At 40.8% G+C, this 19,424-nt stretch carries 22 protein-coding genes; 11 read left to right on the top strand and 11 right to left on the bottom strand.

Going from position 1 to position 19,424, the window contains the following annotated elements; genetic code table 11:
• Positions 1 to 136: 136 nt before the first annotated feature.
• The 3 genes from NSMS1_RS02870 to NSMS1_RS02860 are packed head-to-tail and all read right to left on the bottom strand — an operon-like array spanning position 137 to position 918.
• A complete protein-coding gene (locus NSMS1_RS02870) occupies positions 137 to 541 on the bottom strand; it encodes a type II toxin-antitoxin system VapC family toxin (RefSeq protein ID WP_224090806.1) in 405 nt (134 codons plus the stop codon).
• Positions 541 to 765, bottom strand: a complete 225-nt coding sequence (locus tag NSMS1_RS02865) for a hypothetical protein (RefSeq protein WP_224090804.1) — start codon at positions 763 to 765, stop codon at positions 541 to 543. The genes NSMS1_RS02870 and NSMS1_RS02865 overlap by 1 nt, the downstream gene beginning before the upstream one ends.
• Positions 766 to 918, bottom strand: coding sequence for a hypothetical protein (locus NSMS1_RS02860; protein ID WP_224090802.1), 153 nt, complete (start codon positions 916 to 918; stop codon positions 766 to 768).
• Positions 919 to 1,016: 98 nt separating this feature from the next.
• Between NSMS1_RS02860 and NSMS1_RS02855 the strand changes: the two genes are divergently transcribed.
• The 4 genes from NSMS1_RS02855 to rnhA are packed head-to-tail and all read left to right on the top strand — an operon-like array spanning position 1,017 to position 6,953.
• A complete protein-coding gene (locus tag NSMS1_RS02855; RefSeq protein ID WP_224090800.1) occupies positions 1,017 to 4,250 on the top strand; it encodes a tetratricopeptide repeat protein in 3,234 nt (1,077 codons plus the stop codon).
• Positions 4,247 to 4,630 (top strand): hypothetical protein, encoded by a 384-nt coding sequence (locus NSMS1_RS02850; RefSeq protein WP_224090798.1) that lies wholly within the window; start codon positions 4,247 to 4,249, stop codon positions 4,628 to 4,630. Before NSMS1_RS02855 ends, NSMS1_RS02850 begins: the two co-directional genes overlap by 4 nt.
• 37 nt (positions 4,631 to 4,667) lie before the next feature.
• Entirely contained in the window at positions 4,668 to 6,020 is a 1,353-nt protein-coding gene (locus tag NSMS1_RS02845) for a hypothetical protein (RefSeq protein WP_224090796.1), read from the top strand.
• A gap of 33 nt (positions 6,021 to 6,053) precedes the next feature.
• Positions 6,054 to 6,953 (top strand): ribonuclease HI, encoded by a 900-nt coding sequence (gene rnhA, locus NSMS1_RS02840; protein WP_224090794.1) that lies wholly within the window; start codon positions 6,054 to 6,056, stop codon positions 6,951 to 6,953.
• A gap of 136 nt (positions 6,954 to 7,089) precedes the next feature.
• Here rnhA and cruG read toward each other — a convergent pair whose 3' ends face one another.
• Both cruG and cruF read right to left on the bottom strand, forming a co-directional pair.
• On the bottom strand, positions 7,090 to 8,280 hold the full coding sequence (cruG, locus tag NSMS1_RS02835) for a 2'-O-glycosyltransferase CruG (protein ID WP_224090789.1): 1,191 nt from the start codon (positions 8,278 to 8,280) through the stop codon (positions 7,090 to 7,092).
• Between the two features lie 273 nt (positions 8,281 to 8,553).
• Complete coding sequence (cruF, locus tag NSMS1_RS02830) at positions 8,554 to 9,459, bottom strand: gamma-carotene 1'-hydroxylase CruF (protein ID WP_224090788.1); 906 nt, start codon at positions 9,457 to 9,459, stop codon at positions 8,554 to 8,556.
• Positions 9,460 to 9,823: 364 nt separating this feature from the next.
• On the opposite strand from cruF, the gene NSMS1_RS02825 reads away from it, so the two are divergent.
• Positions 9,824 to 10,273 (top strand): hypothetical protein, encoded by a 450-nt coding sequence (locus tag NSMS1_RS02825; protein ID WP_224090787.1) that lies wholly within the window; start codon positions 9,824 to 9,826, stop codon positions 10,271 to 10,273.
• A gap of 51 nt (positions 10,274 to 10,324) precedes the next feature.
• Here the strand turns inward: NSMS1_RS02825 and rpmA are convergent, their stop codons facing one another.
• Together rpmA and rplU are read right to left on the bottom strand one after the other, a co-directional pair.
• On the bottom strand, positions 10,325 to 10,603 hold the full coding sequence (gene rpmA / locus NSMS1_RS02820) for a 50S ribosomal protein L27 (protein WP_224090786.1): 279 nt from the start codon (positions 10,601 to 10,603) through the stop codon (positions 10,325 to 10,327).
• A 27-nt stretch (positions 10,604 to 10,630) separates the two neighbouring features.
• Positions 10,631 to 11,029 carry a 50S ribosomal protein L21 gene (rplU, locus tag NSMS1_RS02815; RefSeq protein ID WP_224090782.1) on the bottom strand — a complete coding sequence of 133 codons (399 nt, stop codon included), beginning with the start codon at positions 11,027 to 11,029 and terminating at the stop codon, positions 10,631 to 10,633.
• A 431-nt stretch (positions 11,030 to 11,460) separates the two neighbouring features.
• Between rplU and NSMS1_RS02810 the strand changes: the two genes are divergently transcribed.
• Positions 11,461 to 11,706 carry a DUF2281 domain-containing protein gene (locus tag NSMS1_RS02810; protein WP_224090780.1) on the top strand — a complete coding sequence of 82 codons (246 nt, stop codon included), beginning with the start codon at positions 11,461 to 11,463 and terminating at the stop codon, positions 11,704 to 11,706.
• A gap of 99 nt (positions 11,707 to 11,805) precedes the next feature.
• The gene (locus NSMS1_RS02805) at positions 11,806 to 12,903 is read left to right on the top strand and encodes a DNA polymerase beta superfamily protein (protein ID WP_224090778.1); all 1,098 of its coding nucleotides are present in this window, start codon (positions 11,806 to 11,808) and stop codon (positions 12,901 to 12,903) included.
• A 62-nt stretch (positions 12,904 to 12,965) separates the two neighbouring features.
• On the opposite strand, the gene NSMS1_RS02800 is transcribed toward NSMS1_RS02805, so the two are convergent.
• A complete protein-coding gene (locus NSMS1_RS02800) occupies positions 12,966 to 13,265 on the bottom strand; it encodes a hypothetical protein (protein ID WP_224090777.1) in 300 nt (99 codons plus the stop codon).
• A 129-nt stretch (positions 13,266 to 13,394) separates the two neighbouring features.
• A complete protein-coding gene (bchI, locus tag NSMS1_RS02795; protein WP_224090776.1) occupies positions 13,395 to 14,519 on the bottom strand; it encodes a magnesium chelatase ATPase subunit I in 1,125 nt (374 codons plus the stop codon).
• 336 nt (positions 14,520 to 14,855) lie between these two features.
• Between bchI and NSMS1_RS02790 the strand changes: the two genes are divergently transcribed.
• The 3 genes from NSMS1_RS02790 to NSMS1_RS02780 all read left to right on the top strand — a co-directional run bounded on the left by NSMS1_RS02790 (position 14,856) and on the right by NSMS1_RS02780 (position 17,582).
• Positions 14,856 to 15,701 (top strand): DUF2382 domain-containing protein, encoded by an 846-nt coding sequence (locus tag NSMS1_RS02790; protein WP_224090775.1) that lies wholly within the window; start codon positions 14,856 to 14,858, stop codon positions 15,699 to 15,701.
• Positions 15,702 to 15,930: 229 nt separating this feature from the next.
• Positions 15,931 to 16,896: a DUF2382 domain-containing protein gene (locus tag NSMS1_RS02785; protein WP_224090774.1), complete on the top strand. Its 966-nt coding sequence runs from the start codon at positions 15,931 to 15,933 to the stop codon at positions 16,894 to 16,896.
• Between the two features lie 134 nt (positions 16,897 to 17,030).
• Positions 17,031 to 17,582 (top strand): YsnF/AvaK domain-containing protein, encoded by a 552-nt coding sequence (locus tag NSMS1_RS02780; RefSeq protein WP_224090773.1) that lies wholly within the window; start codon positions 17,031 to 17,033, stop codon positions 17,580 to 17,582.
• Between the two features lie 54 nt (positions 17,583 to 17,636).
• Here the strand turns inward: NSMS1_RS02780 and NSMS1_RS02775 are convergent, their stop codons facing one another.
• Positions 17,637 to 17,840 (bottom strand): hypothetical protein, encoded by a 204-nt coding sequence (locus NSMS1_RS02775; RefSeq protein WP_224090772.1) that lies wholly within the window; start codon positions 17,838 to 17,840, stop codon positions 17,637 to 17,639.
• A gap of 270 nt (positions 17,841 to 18,110) precedes the next feature.
• Between NSMS1_RS02775 and NSMS1_RS02770 the strand changes: the two genes are divergently transcribed.
• Positions 18,111 to 18,341, top strand: a complete 231-nt coding sequence (locus NSMS1_RS02770) for a hypothetical protein (protein WP_224090771.1) — start codon at positions 18,111 to 18,113, stop codon at positions 18,339 to 18,341.
• A 7-nt stretch (positions 18,342 to 18,348) separates the two neighbouring features.
• Here the strand turns inward: NSMS1_RS02770 and NSMS1_RS02765 are convergent, their stop codons facing one another.
• On the bottom strand, positions 18,349 to 19,359 hold the full coding sequence (locus tag NSMS1_RS02765; RefSeq protein ID WP_224090769.1) for a glutathione S-transferase family protein: 1,011 nt from the start codon (positions 19,357 to 19,359) through the stop codon (positions 18,349 to 18,351).
• Between the last annotated feature and the right edge of the window lie 65 nt (positions 19,360 to 19,424).

Here is a 19,424-nt window from a genome sequence, read left to right as displayed (position 1 = left end):
CTCCCTTAAAAGGGGTGTAGGGGGGATCAATAAGTACCTAAAATCACAGCAAATCACTTTAATTGAGCAACAGCGAAAAATACTCAAAACGTTTTGGGGAACTCAGATTTAGTAGTTCAAGAATTTTGGCTTTTTTTCACCAAATAGTTTTTATAGTGGTTAAAGCTTGAATCCGTAAATCACGAGTAACTAAAGGAATACCCAAATAAAAAGCTGTAGCCGCAATAATTCTATCAGGCATATCAGGAACAGCTACCCGGTCAATTTGTCGAATTACCCCTGAAACATTCCTATCTAGAGGTACAAGTACAATACCTATATTGGGGTCATCCAAAGCTTTTAAAATTCGTGCTAATACCTCTTCAGCAAAACGTCCTTTCTCAACTAGATAAGCAATTTCTATGATTGTGATAGCTGATACGTAAATAGGATTACCTGTATTAACTGCTTGTTCCAAAGCAGTTAATGCGGCTGCTGACAATCTCTGCAAGTCAAAAACGTACCAAATTAAAGTATGTGTATCTGCTACTACTGATGTCATCAAACGATATCCCTGGGGAAATTACCCCACATTTCTTGACGCGCTTGAGCGATATCTTCTTCAGTAATATCTACTTTTAAATCAGCACATAATCCTCTAACAGTCTGTAAAGGAGGCTTAAAAGTAGTTTTTTGAGACAAAAATTCGGCAAATTCTAATAGTTGCTGCTGTTTATCCACAGGTAAGTGGCGTAATCTTTCTAACACTGCTTCTTCAAGATTCATCTAACCATCTCCTGATTTAACTTCCCAGCAGTTGTGATCAGTCAGTGAAATTTCAACTTTCTTATTCGCTGCTGGTGTTGCTATTGGTAGTTCACCACGTTCATTTAATTGTAACTTCAGTTCTTGCTTGCTCCCGCTTACCCCCTGGCTCATCAAAAACTCAATTTGTCGCTCCTGATTTTATTTAGTAAAGCGTACAAGAAAACTCAAAACCGCTAAAATTTAGCATAAAGCGATACATAATACAGTGTATGCTCAAGCGGCTTTGGCAGTGGTTTAAACGATTGTTGCGGCGTTTATTGGGTAGTCAGAAATTACCTGTATCTCCTCCTGTGCGGGAAACGGAGAGAGTAGAAGCACCCCAGCTAACAGATGCGGAGTATGAGTCGATATTTCTCCAGCTATTAGCAGGGGTGAATGATGAAGGCTGGAGTAGAGGACGGGTACAAGGTTTTTTGGATGCAAAGCCCATTAATGAGGCGGCGTTGGTTGGGTGGTTGCAGGGTTTTGGTCAAAGGTTGTTAGCCTCTCTTACACCCAATGATGAGTTAGCACGGCGAATGGTGCAGTTGGCTGTGTTGAATGTTGGGGAAGTGGGAGATGTGGCGGGTGAGATTGGGAGGCGGTTACAGGAGGGAGGAGAAAGGAACCACACAGACGCAGAGGACACAGAGGAAGGAGAAACAAATAATCAATTTAATAGTGGTGAGTTGGATGCAGAGGATTGGTTTAATCAAGGTGTGGCGTTGGCAAATTTGGGATTATATGAACAGGCTATCGCATCTTACGACAAAGCTATTGAAATTAAACGCGATTTCTCTGATGCTTGGCAAAATCGCGGTGTGGCGTTGCGTCAGTTAGGGCGATATGAAGAAGCAAACGCATCCTTTAACACAGCTTTCACTCAAGTCTTACAATTCACAATCAAACCTGATGACTATAAAACTTGGTTCAACCTGGGTTTAGCACTGGGCAATTTAGGGCAATATAAACAAGCGATCTCATCTTTTGACAAAGCTCTCAATATTCAACAAGACTACTACCAAGCATGGTACAACAGGGGTGTCGCGCTGAAGAATTTAGGGGAATATGAACAAGCGATCGCATCTTACGACAAAGCGTTGGAAATTCAACCAGACTACTACCAAGCATGGCACAACCGGGGTAATGCACTAGGCAATTTAGAGGAATATGAACAAGCGATCGCATCTTACGACAAAGCGTTGGAAATTCAACCAGACTACTACCAAGCATGGCACAACCGGGGTAATGCACTAGGCAATTTAGAGGAATATGAACAAGCGATCGCATCTTACGACAAAGCGTTGGAAATTCAACCAGACTACTACCAAGCATGGCACAACCGGGGTAATGCACTAGGCAATTTAGGGGAATATCAACAAGAGATCGCATCTTACGACAAAGCGTTGGAAATTCAACCAGACTACTACCAAGCATGGCACAACCGAGGTAATGCACTGGATGATTTAGGGCAATGGGAAGAAGCGATCGCATCTTTTGACAAAGCCCTGAAAATTCAATCCGATGACTACCAGGCATGGCTAAACAAGGGTATTGCACTGTATCATTTAGGGCAATGGGAAGAAGCAATCGCGTCTTACGATTATAGTCTCAGTATTAAAGCAGACGACCACGCAACTTGGATTAATCGGGGTGTTGCAGTAGGAAATTCAGTTAGTTGTAATGAATTTTTAGCTCTGTGTAATTATTTTGCTAGGCAAAATCCTCACCTTAACCAACGTGGTTATGAGGGAAGCTTAATAAGTTATGAAGAAGGTTTGAAGTATTGTCAGCGAGACACATACCCTGAAGGTTGGGGATTGTTGCATCAAGCGATAGGTAATGCTCATTACTTTCGAGGAAAAGAAGATTCTCGTCCTCGCAGTTATTGGCGCAAGGCCGTTACTAGTTATAATGAGGCGCTAAAAACTCTCACACCATCTGATTTCCCTGAGTTGCATTTGGAAGTTTTACAAAATTTAATTCGTGTCCATTCTGATTTGGGTGAAACAACTGAAGCCGCAGAACTCCAACGACAAGCAACCGATATTTTACGGCGTTTACTCGATGAACCAAATCGCTCTGATAAAAGCAAAAAACAACTGGCTTTAAAATTTGCATGGCTGCGACAGTTGACTGTTGATTTAGCTGTCCAGTCTGGGGAGTTGTTGCAAGCGGTGGAATTAGCAGAACAGGGGAAAAATGCTTGCTTGAGTTGGTTGTTAGATGAGTGGAGTGATGAGATTTCTTCCCCCAGCTACTCACAAATGCGACAACTGCTAAACCCCACAACAGCTATTATCTACTGGCATCTGAGCTTTTACGCGCTACACACTTTCATCCTCAAACACGACACACCAGAACCAATTTTATTAAAAGAATCTCAGTTGACTGAAGAAAACGGCGTTATCAGACAAGCGCAACGCCTACGGAATTTTGAGGACTGGCTGAAAAATTGGAATCAACAATACACTGATAATCGTAAGGGAAAGAAAGACGAGGAAGCGGGAACTTGGCGTGATAATTTGCCGCAAATGCTTTCTATCCTAGCTGATATTCTCAATATCAAAGCTATTGTTGAGGAAATTCCTGATATTCAGCAGCTAATTTTAATTCCTCATCGTGATTTGCACCGCTTACCTATCCATGCCATCTTCCCGCCACAATACACAATCAGTTATTTACCTAGCGCTCAAATTGGCATCAATTTACAACAATTACAGCCAACAAATCTCAAATCAATTCCCGAATCATCTCTATTGAGTGTAGAACATCCCGAAAGTATAGGTTATCCCTCACTGGAGTTTGCCCAAATTGAATCACAAGTCATCAGCCAGATGTTTCCCCATCCTCACCGCATGGGTTCTGAGGAAGTAACAAAGCGAGCATTGCTCAATGCTTTGCCCCAAGGTTACAATATTTTCCACTTTACAGGGCATGGTGAGTATAACTTTCACAATCCCGCTTTATCGTTTTTGGCTTTAGCTGGTGAAGACAGGCTAACTTTGGCAGATATCCGCAATTTTGATTTGACAAGCTATCAACTCGTCAGCCTTGCAGCTTGCGAAACTGCAATTACAGGTAATCACACCATCACTTCAGAATATGTGGGACTGGTAAGCGGTTTTATGGGTTGCGGTGTGGCTCATGTCCTCAGTACCTTATGGACTGTGGAATCTGAAGCTAGTGCAGTGGTGATGATGCGATTTTATCAATTATTACAGCAAGGTAAATCAGCAGCCGTGGCTTTGGTTGAAACTATCCAATGGTTGCGAAACCTCACAAATGCAGAATTAGCAGAATGGTATGCAGATGAAATCAACAATTTGCCAGAAGGTGCATTGCGGCGCTTCTGGTTACGCCGTTTAGAAAACCTTAAGAATCAGCAAAAACCCGGCAACCAACTATATAATCACCCTTATTTCTGGGCAGCGTTTACCATTACTGGCATTTTTCCATCATGACACCAATAGAAGCCTTTGAATTAAAAGTCTTTATTTTGTCGCTATATCAACTTAATTCTCCATTACCTGATGATATCCAGGCAAAGCTAAACACAATAAATCTTCCTGGGGATATTGAAGAACTAGCCGAAATTGCTAAAAGCTATCCTCCCCTAAAAACAACATACTACCAAGTGTATGACAAGATAGCGGCAATGTCTAAATACCGCAGCAAAGGCATTGAAAGCTCACCTAAATACGAACCAGAACAAGAAAATACAGAAATTGAAAATGTTTCTAGAGAAATTGAAGATGAGTTAGTCAAGTTTGACCAAGAAGTTGATCAGAATAAATTATTATTGTTATTTCGGCAAATTTTACAGGACTTAAAAACCCTGTAAAAGCAGCAAAAGATGTTATCCAAGACAATCATTTTTTATGAATCAGCAGTATCAATTAATTTACCCTACGCTGGATTTATTTCTCTATGACCTCAAGGAAGGTTTAGGACAAGATGAGGCGAAGATAAAAGAAAATCGTCAACTATTTTGGCAAAAAGTTTATGGTGATAAGTTAGATAATAAAAAATTAGCAGAACTGGCACAAGCCGAAGCAGATAGTTCTGATTATATTCATCTATTAGGTAGTAAAGAAAAGGAGAGTTTTCCAGACCCTTTAAATGGATATTATTATCCTGTCCAATTGGGTGATACTTACGCCCTACAAGTAGACTGCACAGCTAATTATATAACTGATTATAAATATTCACCGCAATCGATTGATTGTTTTGAGAAATTACAAACAGAAATTCTCACTAAAATCAATCATCAACATGGTAAACTTGGTGAAAGTTGGTTAATTTGGGGTCAACTAGCTACAGATAATCAAGACCCTCTCGCCACAGCCCAAGCTTGTTATGCTCAATTAAAATTTAGCCATCAGCAAAATTGGGACAAAGATTTTATTAAACAACAAGGTAAGTTTTTCGGCGGGACTGTATTTGAACTGCGGCGACTCCCTATAGCAAGGGAAAAATTGAGTGATGGTTATCATGTTTTAATCTGTTTGTTTCCTTCTCAACTGAAAACTGATGCAGTTATAGAAAAGAGTGCAGTTTTATTTCCTCAATTAATTAGGCTTTTTAGGTATCGTCATAAAATTATCTGGGCTAATTCCCAAAGTCGGGAAATTAAAGACAATTTAAAACAAGCAGATAAACTAGCCCAGTCTACAATTAAGAATTTGAATACTAGTTTGCAAAGTCCGGGTATTCAGATAAATAAATTAGATAATTTTCTTAAAGATACACCAGAAATATTATTAAAATATACTAATAATTTAACTTATTTAGATGACCAAAAACGCACAATTAATGTTAATATAGAAAATTATCAAAAACGTTACCTGGCAATTACCAAATTAGATAGTCATAGCGATTGGCAATTCTTAGAAACCTTCAGCAACTATGCTCAGGAAAAGTTTCTCGGACAAATTGAAACTGACCAAGCTAACTTCAGTCCAGGTTTAACATTAATGGAAAATTATATTCAGACTGTACAAGGTATTATCGAGATTGAGCGCACGAAAGGCGATCGCAATTTAGAAAACCTCATCGGTAGTGTGGGTATTGGTTTAGCCGTCAGCCAAATCGCATCGTCCATCTTGGTGACTCAACATCCACCAAAACCAGACAGATTATTTTTATTTACAGAAGCCTTTGTCTATAGCGTTGTCGCTGGATTACTTACAAGTATAATAGCCTGGATATTGCTCAAAAAAATTCGTGGCTAATAGCTATTAGCGCAGTGCTTTGATATTTTTACTATGCCTAAACAGATAATCGAAAGCATATACACCGATGGTGCTTGTACTGGTAATCCCGGCCCTGGCGGCTGGGGTGTCGTTGTCTATTTCAATGATGGTTCAGTTCACGAAATGGGTGATGCAGCCAGCCATACCACTAATAATAAGATGGAGATGCAGGCAGCGATCGCAGCTCTCAAATTCCTGCACGACTCTGGACAAGCTGAACCAATTACCCTCTATACCGATAGTGAATACCTAATTAACTGCGTTACCAAGTGGGTAAAAGGTTGGAAAAAAAAGGGTTGGAAAAAAGCTGATGGAAACCCAGTTCAAAATCAAGACCTTTTGGAAACTTTAGATGAACTCAATAGCCGCAAAGTAAATTGGCATCATGTTCGCGGTCATTCTGGTAACATTGGTAACGAGCGTTGTGATGTGATTGCTCGCTCCTTTGCAACTGGTAAAATTCCATCCTTACAACAACTATCCCAGGCTGATTCTCATAAATCTTTACCTAATCTCAACAAAATAGATGTAGCAAAAGTACATAATAATGTTACAAACTCTACAATAGTTCACACTACGACACAAGAAATCAGTACTTCTGCGTCAAACATCAACACTATGGAACCATCTACCGCACACGCTGCGGCTACAAACGATGAAAAACCCCCTGAAAAGCGGGTAGAACAACTCCGTAACTTAGTAGAAACTCTGCGGATTGCGGACGAAATTGCAGCAAAAGGTTATCTCATCACCAGTTCGGAGTTAGCAGACTTAATGGATGTCCACGCCAGCGCTGTCACCAGTCGTGGGGATCAGTGGCGCTGGCGTAACTGGATTGTTTCACGAGTACGTCGTGAGGGTAATCAAATTCTCTGGGAGCTAGAGCGAGGCGATCGCGTGGGGGATGAGTAAGGGGGAGTGGGGAGTGGGGGGAGATGAGGGAGACAAGGGAGAAAAGGAAGAAATTCTTACTCACCTCAGCACGCGCTAAACGCGCCGCTACCGCTAACACAGCACTCAACACTCCTCACTCAGTACTCAGCACTCCCTACTCTTTACTATATTTTCTCCCTCGCCATTCCTTGGGGGTGCGGAATGCAGATAAGAAGATTCGCAGTACGGCTAGAGGATCGGCTAGGGGTGACAGCCAAAACAGCCAGCCACCTTTAGCTGTTTTACGATCATAGGAAGGTGCGATCGCCAATAGCATCGCAAAGCGAATTACCAGTAAGAATACATTTAACCCGAATAAAAGCTTGAGGGGTAACAGTATCGGCAGAGAACCAAGACCCAAGTAACCAAGTACGATTAATAGAGGTAAACCTTGCACGGCTGATAGTAACCATAAATCCCCCCAAATTTGAGCGCGGGAAGAAGCATCTTTTAAGTCAAGGCTGCGCCCCCATTCTTTCCAAGTCTCTAACGCCCCCTCATACATTCTTACTTTCAAAACCTTAGCCCCGTCTACAAAACCCACCTTAAACCCTTGGGCAGCAATATGACGGGCTAGGGTAACATCATCACAAAAGGAACTACTAGCGCTACTGTAGCCACCCACAGCCGCTAATACAGAGCGACGGCATAAAAAGCATTGTCCATTTGCCATGACCCTTTCTGGCTGGTCTGTGGTCACGCCTGCGGGGTCAAATCGAAAAAGCAGAGTCATCAGCAAGGCGGGTTGCAGTAAGCATTCACCCGGATACTGGAGGATGAACTGGGGGGAAAGGGAAACTAGGTCATATCCCTGCGCCTCGGCTGTCTTCACCAAACTAGCTACTAAGCCAGGATGGGGCTGAGTATCCGCATCCATCCCTAAAAACCATTGACTATCTTCGGAACTATATAAAAAGCCGTTATGCAATGCCCAAGGTCTACCAACCCAATTGGCGGGTAAAGGGTCATCATTAATAAGGCGAAAACGGGGGTCTTTCTGTTGCGCCGCTTTTACTAAGTCGGGAGTCCCATCTTGGGATTTGCTGTCTACCACAATTACTTCCCGAACTTCGTAACTTTGGCGGCTCAACCCAGCTAACAAAGGGCTGATACGCAGGGCTTCATTGAGTGTAGGAACGACAACGCTCACCTTACCTAAAAGTTCTGGTGTTGGTTGTTGGGGCTGAATTGGCGGTAATCTTCTTGGCCCCTTAAATAGACGAGACAGCAGAATTGCTGTTGCTGGCACTTGGATGAGTAATAACAGAAGCGCCAAAGCACTTGCTGCTGTCAAAGCGTTGTCCACGATAAAAATACTATGCAACTGGGAATCGCTAATATAACAAGAGTGTTTTTGATGTTGAATTGGGTATGGAGTAGTGATGAGTGATGAGTGATGTTAGCGGAAGCGAGGCGTTCAGCCCGTGCTGAGTCAGAATTTCTCCCACCCTGCGGGTGAATTCTGCGGATACGCTGCGCGTTCGCGTAGCGTCTCTGTTCGCAAAGTGTCCCGGAAGGAAAGAGAAGCTAAAGCTACATCTTCCTCATCTCCCTCATCTTCCTCATCTCTCCCTAGTTACTAATTAACAACTTTAATGCTGGCAATGGAGACTTCCTGTGCAGTTGGTTCCACGCTAATTTGACCTGATGCAGATGAGCCTTTCCACCACAGGAATAAAGCTGGGGCTACACCTGTCAATATGCCCAACACTACAGGAATAGAGAACCCTGCTGCCAAGCTCATAACGGTAGCAAAACCAAAGTTGCCTAAGTAAACTGCTAAAGGTACATTAAGCTGCGATCGCTCAAATTTGATCGGCTGGTTTCTCCACAAAATAGCCGCCACTGTCATGAATACTGCACCTGTACCCAACCAACCTGCAAAGTTTTGATAAGGCATCCCAAAAAAGGCTCCTGGTTGTTGCCAATACCAGAAGGGTAGGGAAGTTTGGCTCATGGCAGGATCAAGTACAAAATCCCAAGAGGTGAGCAGTAACGATCCTAAACTAATCGCCCCCAAATGACGTAACAAGCTGGGTTTTTTATCTACTTCTAAACCAGCGCGTCCCAAAAGGTAGGAGGAACATCCTACATAAAACCAAGATAAGGGAATTGTAAATGGTACTAACCCGGCAATTTTATAACCTAAGCCACTCAAATAACTGTAGTGACCAAAAGGAAACCCTGTGCTGGTTCCTAGCAGTTCACTGGTTAAGGATATCAATACCGCAGGTAGCATAAAACCTAAAGTACGGCCCAAACCCAACGTCCGCAGAGCATATAAAAATACGGCTGCTGCACCCAAAATCATGTAAACTACACCACCACCAGCCATACTCCACTGCATGGCTTTCTGGCCAAACTCAGAGAGATGGAAAAGCACTTCGGCATTAGGTACAACTAAAAGTATCCCTACTAATCCAAACACCATCGAGACGATATGGCCAATCAGGCATACGCGCTCTGCGATAACAAGTTGTTTCATGATCATTCCTTGAACACGATGTGATACGTGGCAACTTCGCTGCTAATAGTTTACAAATGTTTACTAAATATTTAACTAGTTTTTACCGTAATTCTCTGCAAAAATTGTTTAAACTTTTGTCAGAGCTTGACAACCTATTGATTACAACTAGAAAAAATAGGATGATAAACTAATAGTCTAAGCGATCGCAGTCAAAATCTATCCATGTAAGTCAGATTTTTTGCTGCATCAATGGTGGGTGTGTTTTTCTCACCTTCCCAAGTCAGGTAAGCATAACGAAGCTACCCCTGCCTGGAAATGAAACCTCAAATCTCAAGAAATATTTTTCCAGAGTAAAGCTCGTGGTTAACAGTTATACCAACCCATGTCAATTGTAAAAAAACTTCCCTGGCTAACCCTACTACTATTAATGTTGAGCTACAGCACGTTGGGGTGGGTTTTATCTGATATGCAGGCCCCTTGGTTTGCCTGGGTTTCTCTTGCTTTAACTACAATTTTCTTGATAGGAACTATCACTGCTCCCTATTCTGATATTGCCATTTATTCTAACGTTTTGCTTGCTTCTAGTATCAGAAGTTTCTTTGTTGCTGTAGCAGGAGCATTTTTCTTTTTTCTGATGATAGCCTGGTTTCGTGTATTTCTTGATGCACTACTTATCGTTTGTGCTGCTCTGTTAGCCAGAATTGACTTGCAATCAGATAGCTTTACAGAATGGCAAACTTTTATCGCTATATTGATTTTTTCAATTGCTGGGGTTGGCTTAGGTGCATTTATCAATATGCTTTTAACCCACAGGATCATACTAAGTTTGTAGTAAGTACTTCAGTGCTAACAAGAGGACTAAAGTTCTTACTACAAAAGTGATTTAGCTGGCTACTGCTTCTGTAGTAGCTGCGGGGTAAACACTAACTTTTTTACGAGACTTGCCTTTTCTTTCAAAGGTAACTAAACCATCAACCAAGGCAAACAAAGTATCATCGCTACCGATACCAACGTTATTACCAGGATGAAACTTGGTTCCACGTTGACGCACGAGAATGTTGCCAGCGCGGACTACTTGTCCACCGAAACGTTTTACACCCAAACGTTGGGCATTAGAATCACGACCGTTACGTGTACTACCTGTTCCTTTCTTGTGAGCCATAATTTCCTTTTTATTACTTCTTTACTATTATTCAGCAACCGCCGTTTCTGTCTCTGGGGTAGCAGCAGGAGTCTCAGCAGTTGCAGCAACTTCTGCTGTGAACACTGTACCGTTCAGGGTAATGGAATCAATTAAAAGTCTGGTAATTTCCTGGCGATGACCCCGTTTTTTGCGGGTTTTCTTCTTAGGCTTCATCTTATAAACCAGGACTTTACGACCTCTTAGATGCCGCAGAACTGTTCCTTGTACTGTTGCCCCAGCTACTAGAGGCTGTCCAATGGTGACTTCACCACCATTCTGCACTAGTAATACAGAATCTATTGTAACTTGTTCATCTGGTTGGGCAGAGAGGAGTTCAATATCGTAAAAACGACCAGGCTCAACTCGCACTTGCTTGCCGCCAGTCTCAATAATCGCGTATGCCATGAAATTGTCCTTAAAGGTTGCCGTACAGGTAGCTGAATTTTGATTTATCAGCCTTTGCAGTATGTCTACCTGATCCGAGCAGGTAATTAGACAGACAATCTATAATCTTATTTTATGAGCAAGTATTAAGTCAAGTTAATATCTATAATTTCTGAGCTTGTAGCGCCAATATTTCAAATCCAGAATTTATCAATTAGTTTCTGTGGAATTTGCGAAATCCCAAAAGTGCTGAATGTAGTTATATCGTGACACAGAACAGCACCAACAAGTCTGAGCAACGGAATCTCCTTGCTCAGATTTTCCCTTTTTATGACAGAAGTGGCAAGTTGGGGAAAGCAGAGGAGAATAAGTTTTGACTATGGACTGTTGACTAATGACTAATGACTAATGACTAACATAAAGTTAAGACACCCAATTAGGAGAAGGTTAAGATGACTGCCCAAGTTGTAGATACTAAGTCAGAATTAATCGCCAAGTTACAAACTCTACCACCAGAGAAGTTGCAACAGGTGCTAGATTTTGTGGAATTTTTAGCACAGAAATATACCCAAACCCAAGAAACTGAACAAACACCAAAAAAACGGGTGCTAGGCTTAAACCAAGGGGAAATTTGGATGAGTGATGATTTTAATGATCCTTTACCGGATGAGTTTTGGTTGGGTGAAGGTGAAGTATGAGATTACTTTTAGATACCCATGTACTAATTTGGTCAACAGGAAATCCCGAAAAGGTAGGGAAACTGGGTCATATTTATACATTATTTATATTGTGAAAATATGAAAAGAATTGTTGTTGAACAAAGAACTATTCTGGTTGGTTTAGCTGGTAGTCACGGTTACGGGTTAAATCGTCCTGATTCTGATTTAGATTATCGCGGTGTATTTATTGCGCCTAAAAGATATTATTTAGGCTTTGACAATGTAGAACAAAAAGATAGTGGTTGGGATGAACCGGGTTTATTTCCTTTTCTTGATGGGAATAAGGACACGGTTATTTATGAATTAAGGAAAATACTCCAGTTGTTAGCGGGAGCTAATCCCAATGTTTTAGAGTTGCTATGGTTAAATGAATATCCTTTTTTAACGGAGATAGGACAGCATTTAATTCAGCATCGAAAATTATTTTTAAGTAAGAAAGTTAAACATACTTATTCAGGTTATGCTTTTGCTCAAATCAAAAAGATGGAAACTCATCGTAAGTGGTTGTTAAATCCACCTGAGAAGAAACCACTCCCATCTGATTATGGTATAGAAGATGAAGTACCTTTAACTAAGGATGAGTTAAATGCTTTTTTGGAGTATCTCTATATTTTAATTAGAGGTCGGATTGAGTTTTTGGAAGAAGCGGAGCAATTATATAAGTTATTAACGGCTGATATTGATTTTAAGGGTGTTTTGAAACAATATGCTTTACCTGATAAAAGTATAGAATATACCCAAAATTTAACTCATAGCCGTAAGGATTTTATTCGATTACTACAGAAAAGCCAGAGTTATCAAATAGCTTTAAGAGAATGGAAGTCTTATTTAACATGGCAAGAAAATCGTAACCCAGCTAGGGCAGAGATGGAAAGAAAGTCTGGTTTTGATTTAAAACATGGGATGCACTGCATTCGTTTGTTACGCAGTGGTTTGGAAATATTAAAAACGGGTGAAATAACTGTAGATAGGAGAGTTGCGGGTGATGTTGATGATTTAAAAGCTATTCTTAGGGGTGACTATTCTTATCAAGAAGTGATGCAGATGGCTGATGATTTAGTTGCTCAAATGGATGCTATTTATGATCAGTCAACTTTACCTCATAGACCTGATTTAGAGCAAATTAATGATTTGTGTATAGAGTTAGTGGAAATGGAGGGGTGGGGTAATAGTTAATAGTCATTAGTTAGAAAACAAAGTTAAAGGTCAGTATGGACTGTGGACTATTGACTGTTGACTTAAAGAGTGATGAGTAAATCGGCGAAACCGTACAGGCTGATGAAAAGTGCAAGTAAGGCTGTGAGTCGGGCAACTTTTTGTTCGGGGGAGGGAGCGATCGCTTCTCGCACTAAAATAGAAATGGATGCACCAACTACAAAACTCAAACCCAGCACCATATATGGTTTATCTGCTGGTAAAATCGTCGCAATGGCTAACATAGCGATCGCTAGCATCAGCATCACTAATTCTATAAACCGAGGTGGGTTATATTGGCTAGCTAAAATCAAGCTATTTAACCAAGAGTTCCAATATCTCATAATTTCAGTGCTGAGTGATGTTAGCGGTAGCGGGGCGATGAGTGCTGAGTTTTGACTGTTGAGTTTTGACTGTTGACAACTGAATATTTCAGTGAACAGTTATTAATTAATACTGTTCACTGATAGGAATTACCGGACACCCGTCTTAACTTGACCTGCACCGTTTCTTTGTGAAGCATCATCTTCGGGTATTTCTACACCAAAAACGCGACCGAAGACTTTTTCTACTTTGTAACCGGAATCGATTGATTCTAGGGGGTCTTTACGCAGACGATGACGCAGACATAGGGTAATTACCCGACGGATATCATCAACTGTAACTTCGGTGCGTCCTTCAAATGCTGTGAGGGCTTTGGCGGCGCGGTTGCTGACAATATCACCACGTAAACCGTCTACATCTAACTCTGAACAAACTTCAGAAATTTTTACCCGCAAGTCATAGTCCAGATTTACTTCTGGCAATAACTTTTGGGCATTGACGATTTTTTGCTGTAGTGCTTCTTGTTCGGTTTTATACTTTTCCAAAAATGAGGGGGGGTTTTGGTCAAATTCTGACCTCTGTTCCACAATTTGCACCCGCAAAGCTGGTTCTTTAACTGTGTGAATTTCGGCGTGCATTCCGAAACGGTCAAGTAATTGAGGACGCAACTCACCTTCTTCTGGGTTTCCCGAACCGACAAGAACAAAACGGGCTGGGTGACGGATAGAAATACCTTCCCGTTCTACAGTGTTCCAACCACTGGCGGCTGAGTCGAGGAGTACGTCTACGAGGTGGTCATCTAGGAGGTTTACTTCATCGACGTAGAGAATACCCCGGTTGGCTTTAGCCAGCAGTCCTGGTTCAAAGGCTTTGACACCTTCAGATAAAGCTTTTTCGATGTCGATTGTGCCGCATACCCGGTCTTCTGTAGCGCCCAAGGGCAAGTCCACCATTTGGACTTTTTTCAGTTCGATGGGAATTTCTGCCCCGGCGGCGGCCTTTTGGCGGACTTCATCGCTCATCAATTCGGGGTCGCTGGGGTCACTGTTGAAGGGGTCATTGGCAACCACAGGGATTTCTGGCAATAGGTCAGCCAATGCCCGGATTGTTGTGGATTTACCTGTGCCGCGATCGCCCATAATCATTACACCACCGATCTTGGGATCAATCACGTTCAACAGCAGCGCCAGTTTCATTTCTTCCTGGCCCACAATTGCCGTAAATGGGAATACCACGCGACGCGCACTTGCCGTGGATTGAGCTGTTGGAGTCACTAAATTACCTTAACAATACTTTTCTTATTACAGTTTTTTATTGTGCCACAGGTGGGGGGTCGGCGAAGATTAAATCTGGTGAGTCGGGGGAGATGTGGTTCTCTGCGAGACGCTCCGCGTTGGCGCAGCCTCTCGTAGAGAACGACTACGCTCACCAACCGGGGGATGAGGGAGACAAACAACTGACTTATAACTAATGACTAATGACTAAATAACTACCCAGTAAAATCTCTCATCTGACTCTATATCACTTCAGTCGTCAGCCAGAGGGAAAGCGGACAAAACATTTCTAATGTGATAGGTAGATTATTTTATTTACGAAATTGGTAACTGTGTATGCCTCTTTATAAACTTGAAGAATTTGACCCTAACTATCGGGAAACTTTTGGCGGTGATGATGTTAAATCTTTAGAACTCTATACCCAAAGTGGTGTCAGAGTTGGTGGAATTTCTGATGTATTAGTTGATAATGATGGTCGTTTTCGTTATTTAGTAATTGATACCAATTTAGAAGATTCTGTTAACAAAAAAATCTTACTACCAATTGGTTTATCTCATATTGATTATCCAGCAAAGCGTGTTTACGTTGATGGACTGAGTAAAGAACAAGTATCACACTTACCTGAATATCACAACAACATAGCAGTTGATGCTGATTACGAAGAGAGAGTACGCGGTGTATTTCGTCAGCAAACTAGCAATTTAGCTTATGATCGTCAAACCTATGACTATCAGCAAGAGCCTGCTTTATATAATTTGAATGATCAATATCATGAAACATTCAAGCTGTACGAAGAAAGATTAATTGCAAATAAGCAACGTGTGAAAACTGGAGAAGTAGCAGTTGGTAAACACATTGAAACAGAAACTGCGCGGGTGGAAGTACCCATTCAAAGGGAACGTGTAGTCATTGAAAGAAGCTCACCTACATCAACCGATGCAGTAGTAGATTCAAATCAATTGCAGTTTCAACAAGGTGAAGTAGCGCGGATAGAACTGTACGAAGAAACTCCCGAAATCCGTAAGGAAGCTTTTGTACGTGAAGAAGTCCGGGTAAGAAAGATTATCGAGAAAGATACAGTTGAAGCACAAGAAGTAATTCGCAGAGAAGAATTGGATATCGATACTGAAGGCAATTTACTTGTGAATGAAACTAATCTCGAAAAACATGGAAATGTTTGATAAATAGTTTAGTAATTCTGATTTCTTGAATAATCAAGATAGGTGCAAATGGAAAAGCATTTTCTATTTGTACCTTTGCTATTATTTTTTTTATAAATACAAATAAAATTGTCTATTACTTTTGATTTTTGATTTAAAAATCATTTCACTCGGTAGAAAGAGGCAATCTTAGTTATAAATTCTTAGATTGGTCATTAAGAGATGTTTTATATATTTGAGGTGAAATCACATGGTACTTTACAAATTAGCCGATTTTGACCCCAATTATCAAGACTCATTTCAAGGTAACGACATTAAGGGTCTTGGTGTTTATACAGAAAGAAGCGATGAGAAAATTGGTACTGTCAGCGATGTTTTAGTGGATGATGAAGGTCATTTCCGCTATTTGATTGTTGACTTAGGTTTTTGGATTTTTGGTAAAAAAGTTTTATTACCAGTTGGTCGTTCTCGCATCGATTATGGTGCAGGCCGTGTTTATGCAATTGGTATGACTAGAGACCAAGCTGAAAATTTACCTGAATTTAATGACCGTTTAGCTGTTGATTACGATTACGAAGAACGGGTACGTGGAGTATATCGTAACTCTGGTGACACTAATACAACTTTAGGCAGATCCTCAACCTTAGATAATTCCGCACCTCTGGAAGCAGCAACGCCTCTAGAAACTTCCGCATCATTAGATAATAGCTATCAAACAGGTACACCAGCAGTTAGACCAAATATACCTGCTGTACCTGCAACTCCTACTTACACCCCTGACACCTACAAATACGACAACGAACCTTCTTTGTTCGGACTCAATGACCAAGATCATCAAACTTTGAGACTGTATGAAGAACGCTTAATTGCTAACAAACGTCGTCAGAAAACTGGTGAAGTAGCAGTTGGTAAGCACATTGAAACAGAAACTGCGCGAGTTGCAGTACCTGTGGAAAGAGAACGTGTTGTAATTGAACGAGTGACACCAGACGATGCTGGTACTGCTGTTGCTCCTGGTACAGCCGCTTTCCGTGAAGGTGAAGTTGCTCGTGTAGAACTTCATGAAGAAACTGCTGACATTCGCAAAGAAGCCTTTGTACGTGAGGAAGTCAGAGTGCAAAAAGTTGTTGAGCATGAAACTGTAGAAGCTCAAGAACAAATTCGTCGTGAAGAGTTAGACGTAAACGCTTCTGGTCTTCCCATCGAAGAACGCTAATTTTTCATTCATTGAGTTATTAATTAATAGCTAATAACTCAATTTAATCTATTACAGGTAAGGCTTTTGATTATTAATAACAGCTTTACCTGTATTTGTAATAACTTTAGATATAAGTACAAAAAGTAAATTATATGTCTGACTATTTAGCCGCACAAACACCAATTGATCAGCAGTTATCTGATAATTCAATTGAGCCGAATCATGACCAAATAGTTGAGATAGATAAGAATTTTCGTTTATTGGAAGAAAGGCTAGTAGTTGACACTATTAGGCAGAAAGTTGGTGAAGTAATTGTCCGTAAGGTTATTGAAACTGAGATGGTACAAGTTCCAGTGCGACGAGAAAAGCTGATTGTGGAACAAGTAGGCTCAGAATACAGACAACTTGCAGAGATTGATTTAGGCCGAGGGGAAATTCCTGGGATTGAATTAGCTCAAAATGGTAATCATAAATTGGCTAGTTTAAATAGTGGTTTAACTGTGAGTAGTAGCTTTGACTCTGCTAAGATTGCTAGTTTATTATTAAATGCGATCGCTTTAGAACGCAACCAAGGTTGTCTACAAGTACAAGTTACCATTTCAGTGGTAGATGAAGAACACCGCCAAAAATACCAAGAATGGTTTGACCGTTGTTCCCAAGGTCAATTACCCAAGGATGAAACTTCTAATCAACACTTCATATAAAGGCGTAATTCGTAATTAATAAAATAATTACGAATTACGAATTGGTATTACAAATTATTCTGGTTTATTCTCTGGACGTTGAGTAGCTGGAGGAAAATCGACGTACTCATCAGTTCTGAGAGTTTCTGTTCTTGTCAACTCTTCAGGTAGCAGCTCATCTGGTTCTAAAGATTGATCAGCAGCTTCACTGATTACTCCATTGGAATTAATATTAGGTTTAGCACCAGTTCCTTTATGACTAGCATGTCCACCGGGCATAATCTTTCACCTCATTATAGCTATCTAATTACACCTAGCTTAGTTACTTTTACTGTTAGGTAATACCTATCGTAAGGCTCGTATAAATAATTTAATAATCAGAACTTTAGATATACATTTTAAATAATAAAATCTTACTTTTGCTCATAATATAAAATGCTCTAAATAAAATAGTTATATTAGTAAATATACCAATTGTTAGAAGTATTATTTGTTTAGCTTAATCATAATTTAGATAAATTAATTAGGCAATTTGCACAGTGAGGAACAGTGGAGCAAGATCCAAAAGATTTAATTCATTTAGCGGTTCATGAATCTGCTGATCCAAGTGTGATGGAATCTTGGCAACAGGAAGCTAACTTGGGAAATCATGATGACTTGAATGATTCTGTTCACGATGATGCAAATGTTGATATTCCCATTCCTGGGCTTGATGATACTTTTGAACAACCAACAGTTGTAGACCACCAAATTACATCTGCTAATTTGAGTGCAGGATAAGCTTATTTTATTTTACTGATGTTGGGCGATCGCTCGTTTTTGATAAATAAGCCATATCAGGCCCAGAAGGTATAATCCCACCTGGATTTAAAGGAAACAAATTACCATAATAATCTTGTTTTATGCTGTCTAAATCACAGGTACTAGCAACGCCCTTTAGTTGATATAAGTCACACAAATAAGCGCCTAAATTTTCATAGTCTTGGATTCTGCGGCGGTTACACTTAAATAAGCCGTAGTAAACAATGTCAAAACGGAACAAAGTTGTAAATAGACGCACATCAGCTAAGGTGACGTTATCACCACAAAGGTAGGGACTATTAGCTAATGCTGCGTCAATTTCATCTAGAGTAGTGAATAATTCATCGCAGGCTTTGTTATATGCCTCTTGCGTTTGCGCGAAACCGCAACGATATACGCCGTTATTTACATTGGTGTAAATTTTATCGTTCCACCAATCTATTTTTTCTTTTAATTCTTCAGGATAAAGATTCAACGAAGGATTTAAGGCAAACTCGTTAAATTCGGAGTTCAGCATGACAATGATGTCTGCACTCTCGTTATTTACAATTGTCTTAGTTTGTTTATCCCACAATACGGGTACTGTGGAGCGTCCAGTATACCCTGGTTGGGCAAGGGTGTATAATTCAGCTAGAGTCTGACAACCTTCTTCTGGATTGTTGAATACCCAACCGCCTGTAGTCGCAGAGGGAGCAACAATAGATACTGCGATCGCATCTTCTAATCCTTTCAAAGTGCGGGTAACTAGGGTACGATGCGCCCAAGGACAACCTAAGCCAACATATAAGGTATAACGTCCGGCTGCTGGTTGGTAGGGGCTATCTTCCCCAGTTTTGATGAAGTTGCGAAACTGGCTACTAGGACGAATATACTCTCCTGATTTGCTGCGGGGGGCAATTTGGGACATCATGATTTGCCACATGGTTGTCCAGACAAATTTGCCCAAGCTGATGATTAGTTTGGGGGGTAGAGATTTGCCTTTTTTGGGTGTTTTCATGAGGTTTGAGGGGAGGATTTTTAAACGCAGAGGGGCGCAGAGGTTAGCGCGGTGAACCAGCGCTG

This window comes from Nostoc sp. MS1 (genome assembly GCF_019976755.1).
In the GTDB taxonomy this organism is placed as follows: Bacteria; Cyanobacteriota; Cyanobacteriia; order Cyanobacteriales; family Nostocaceae; genus Trichormus.
The sequence above is the reverse complement of the archived record's forward strand: the minus strand, read 5'-3'. Positions and strand labels throughout refer to the sequence as shown.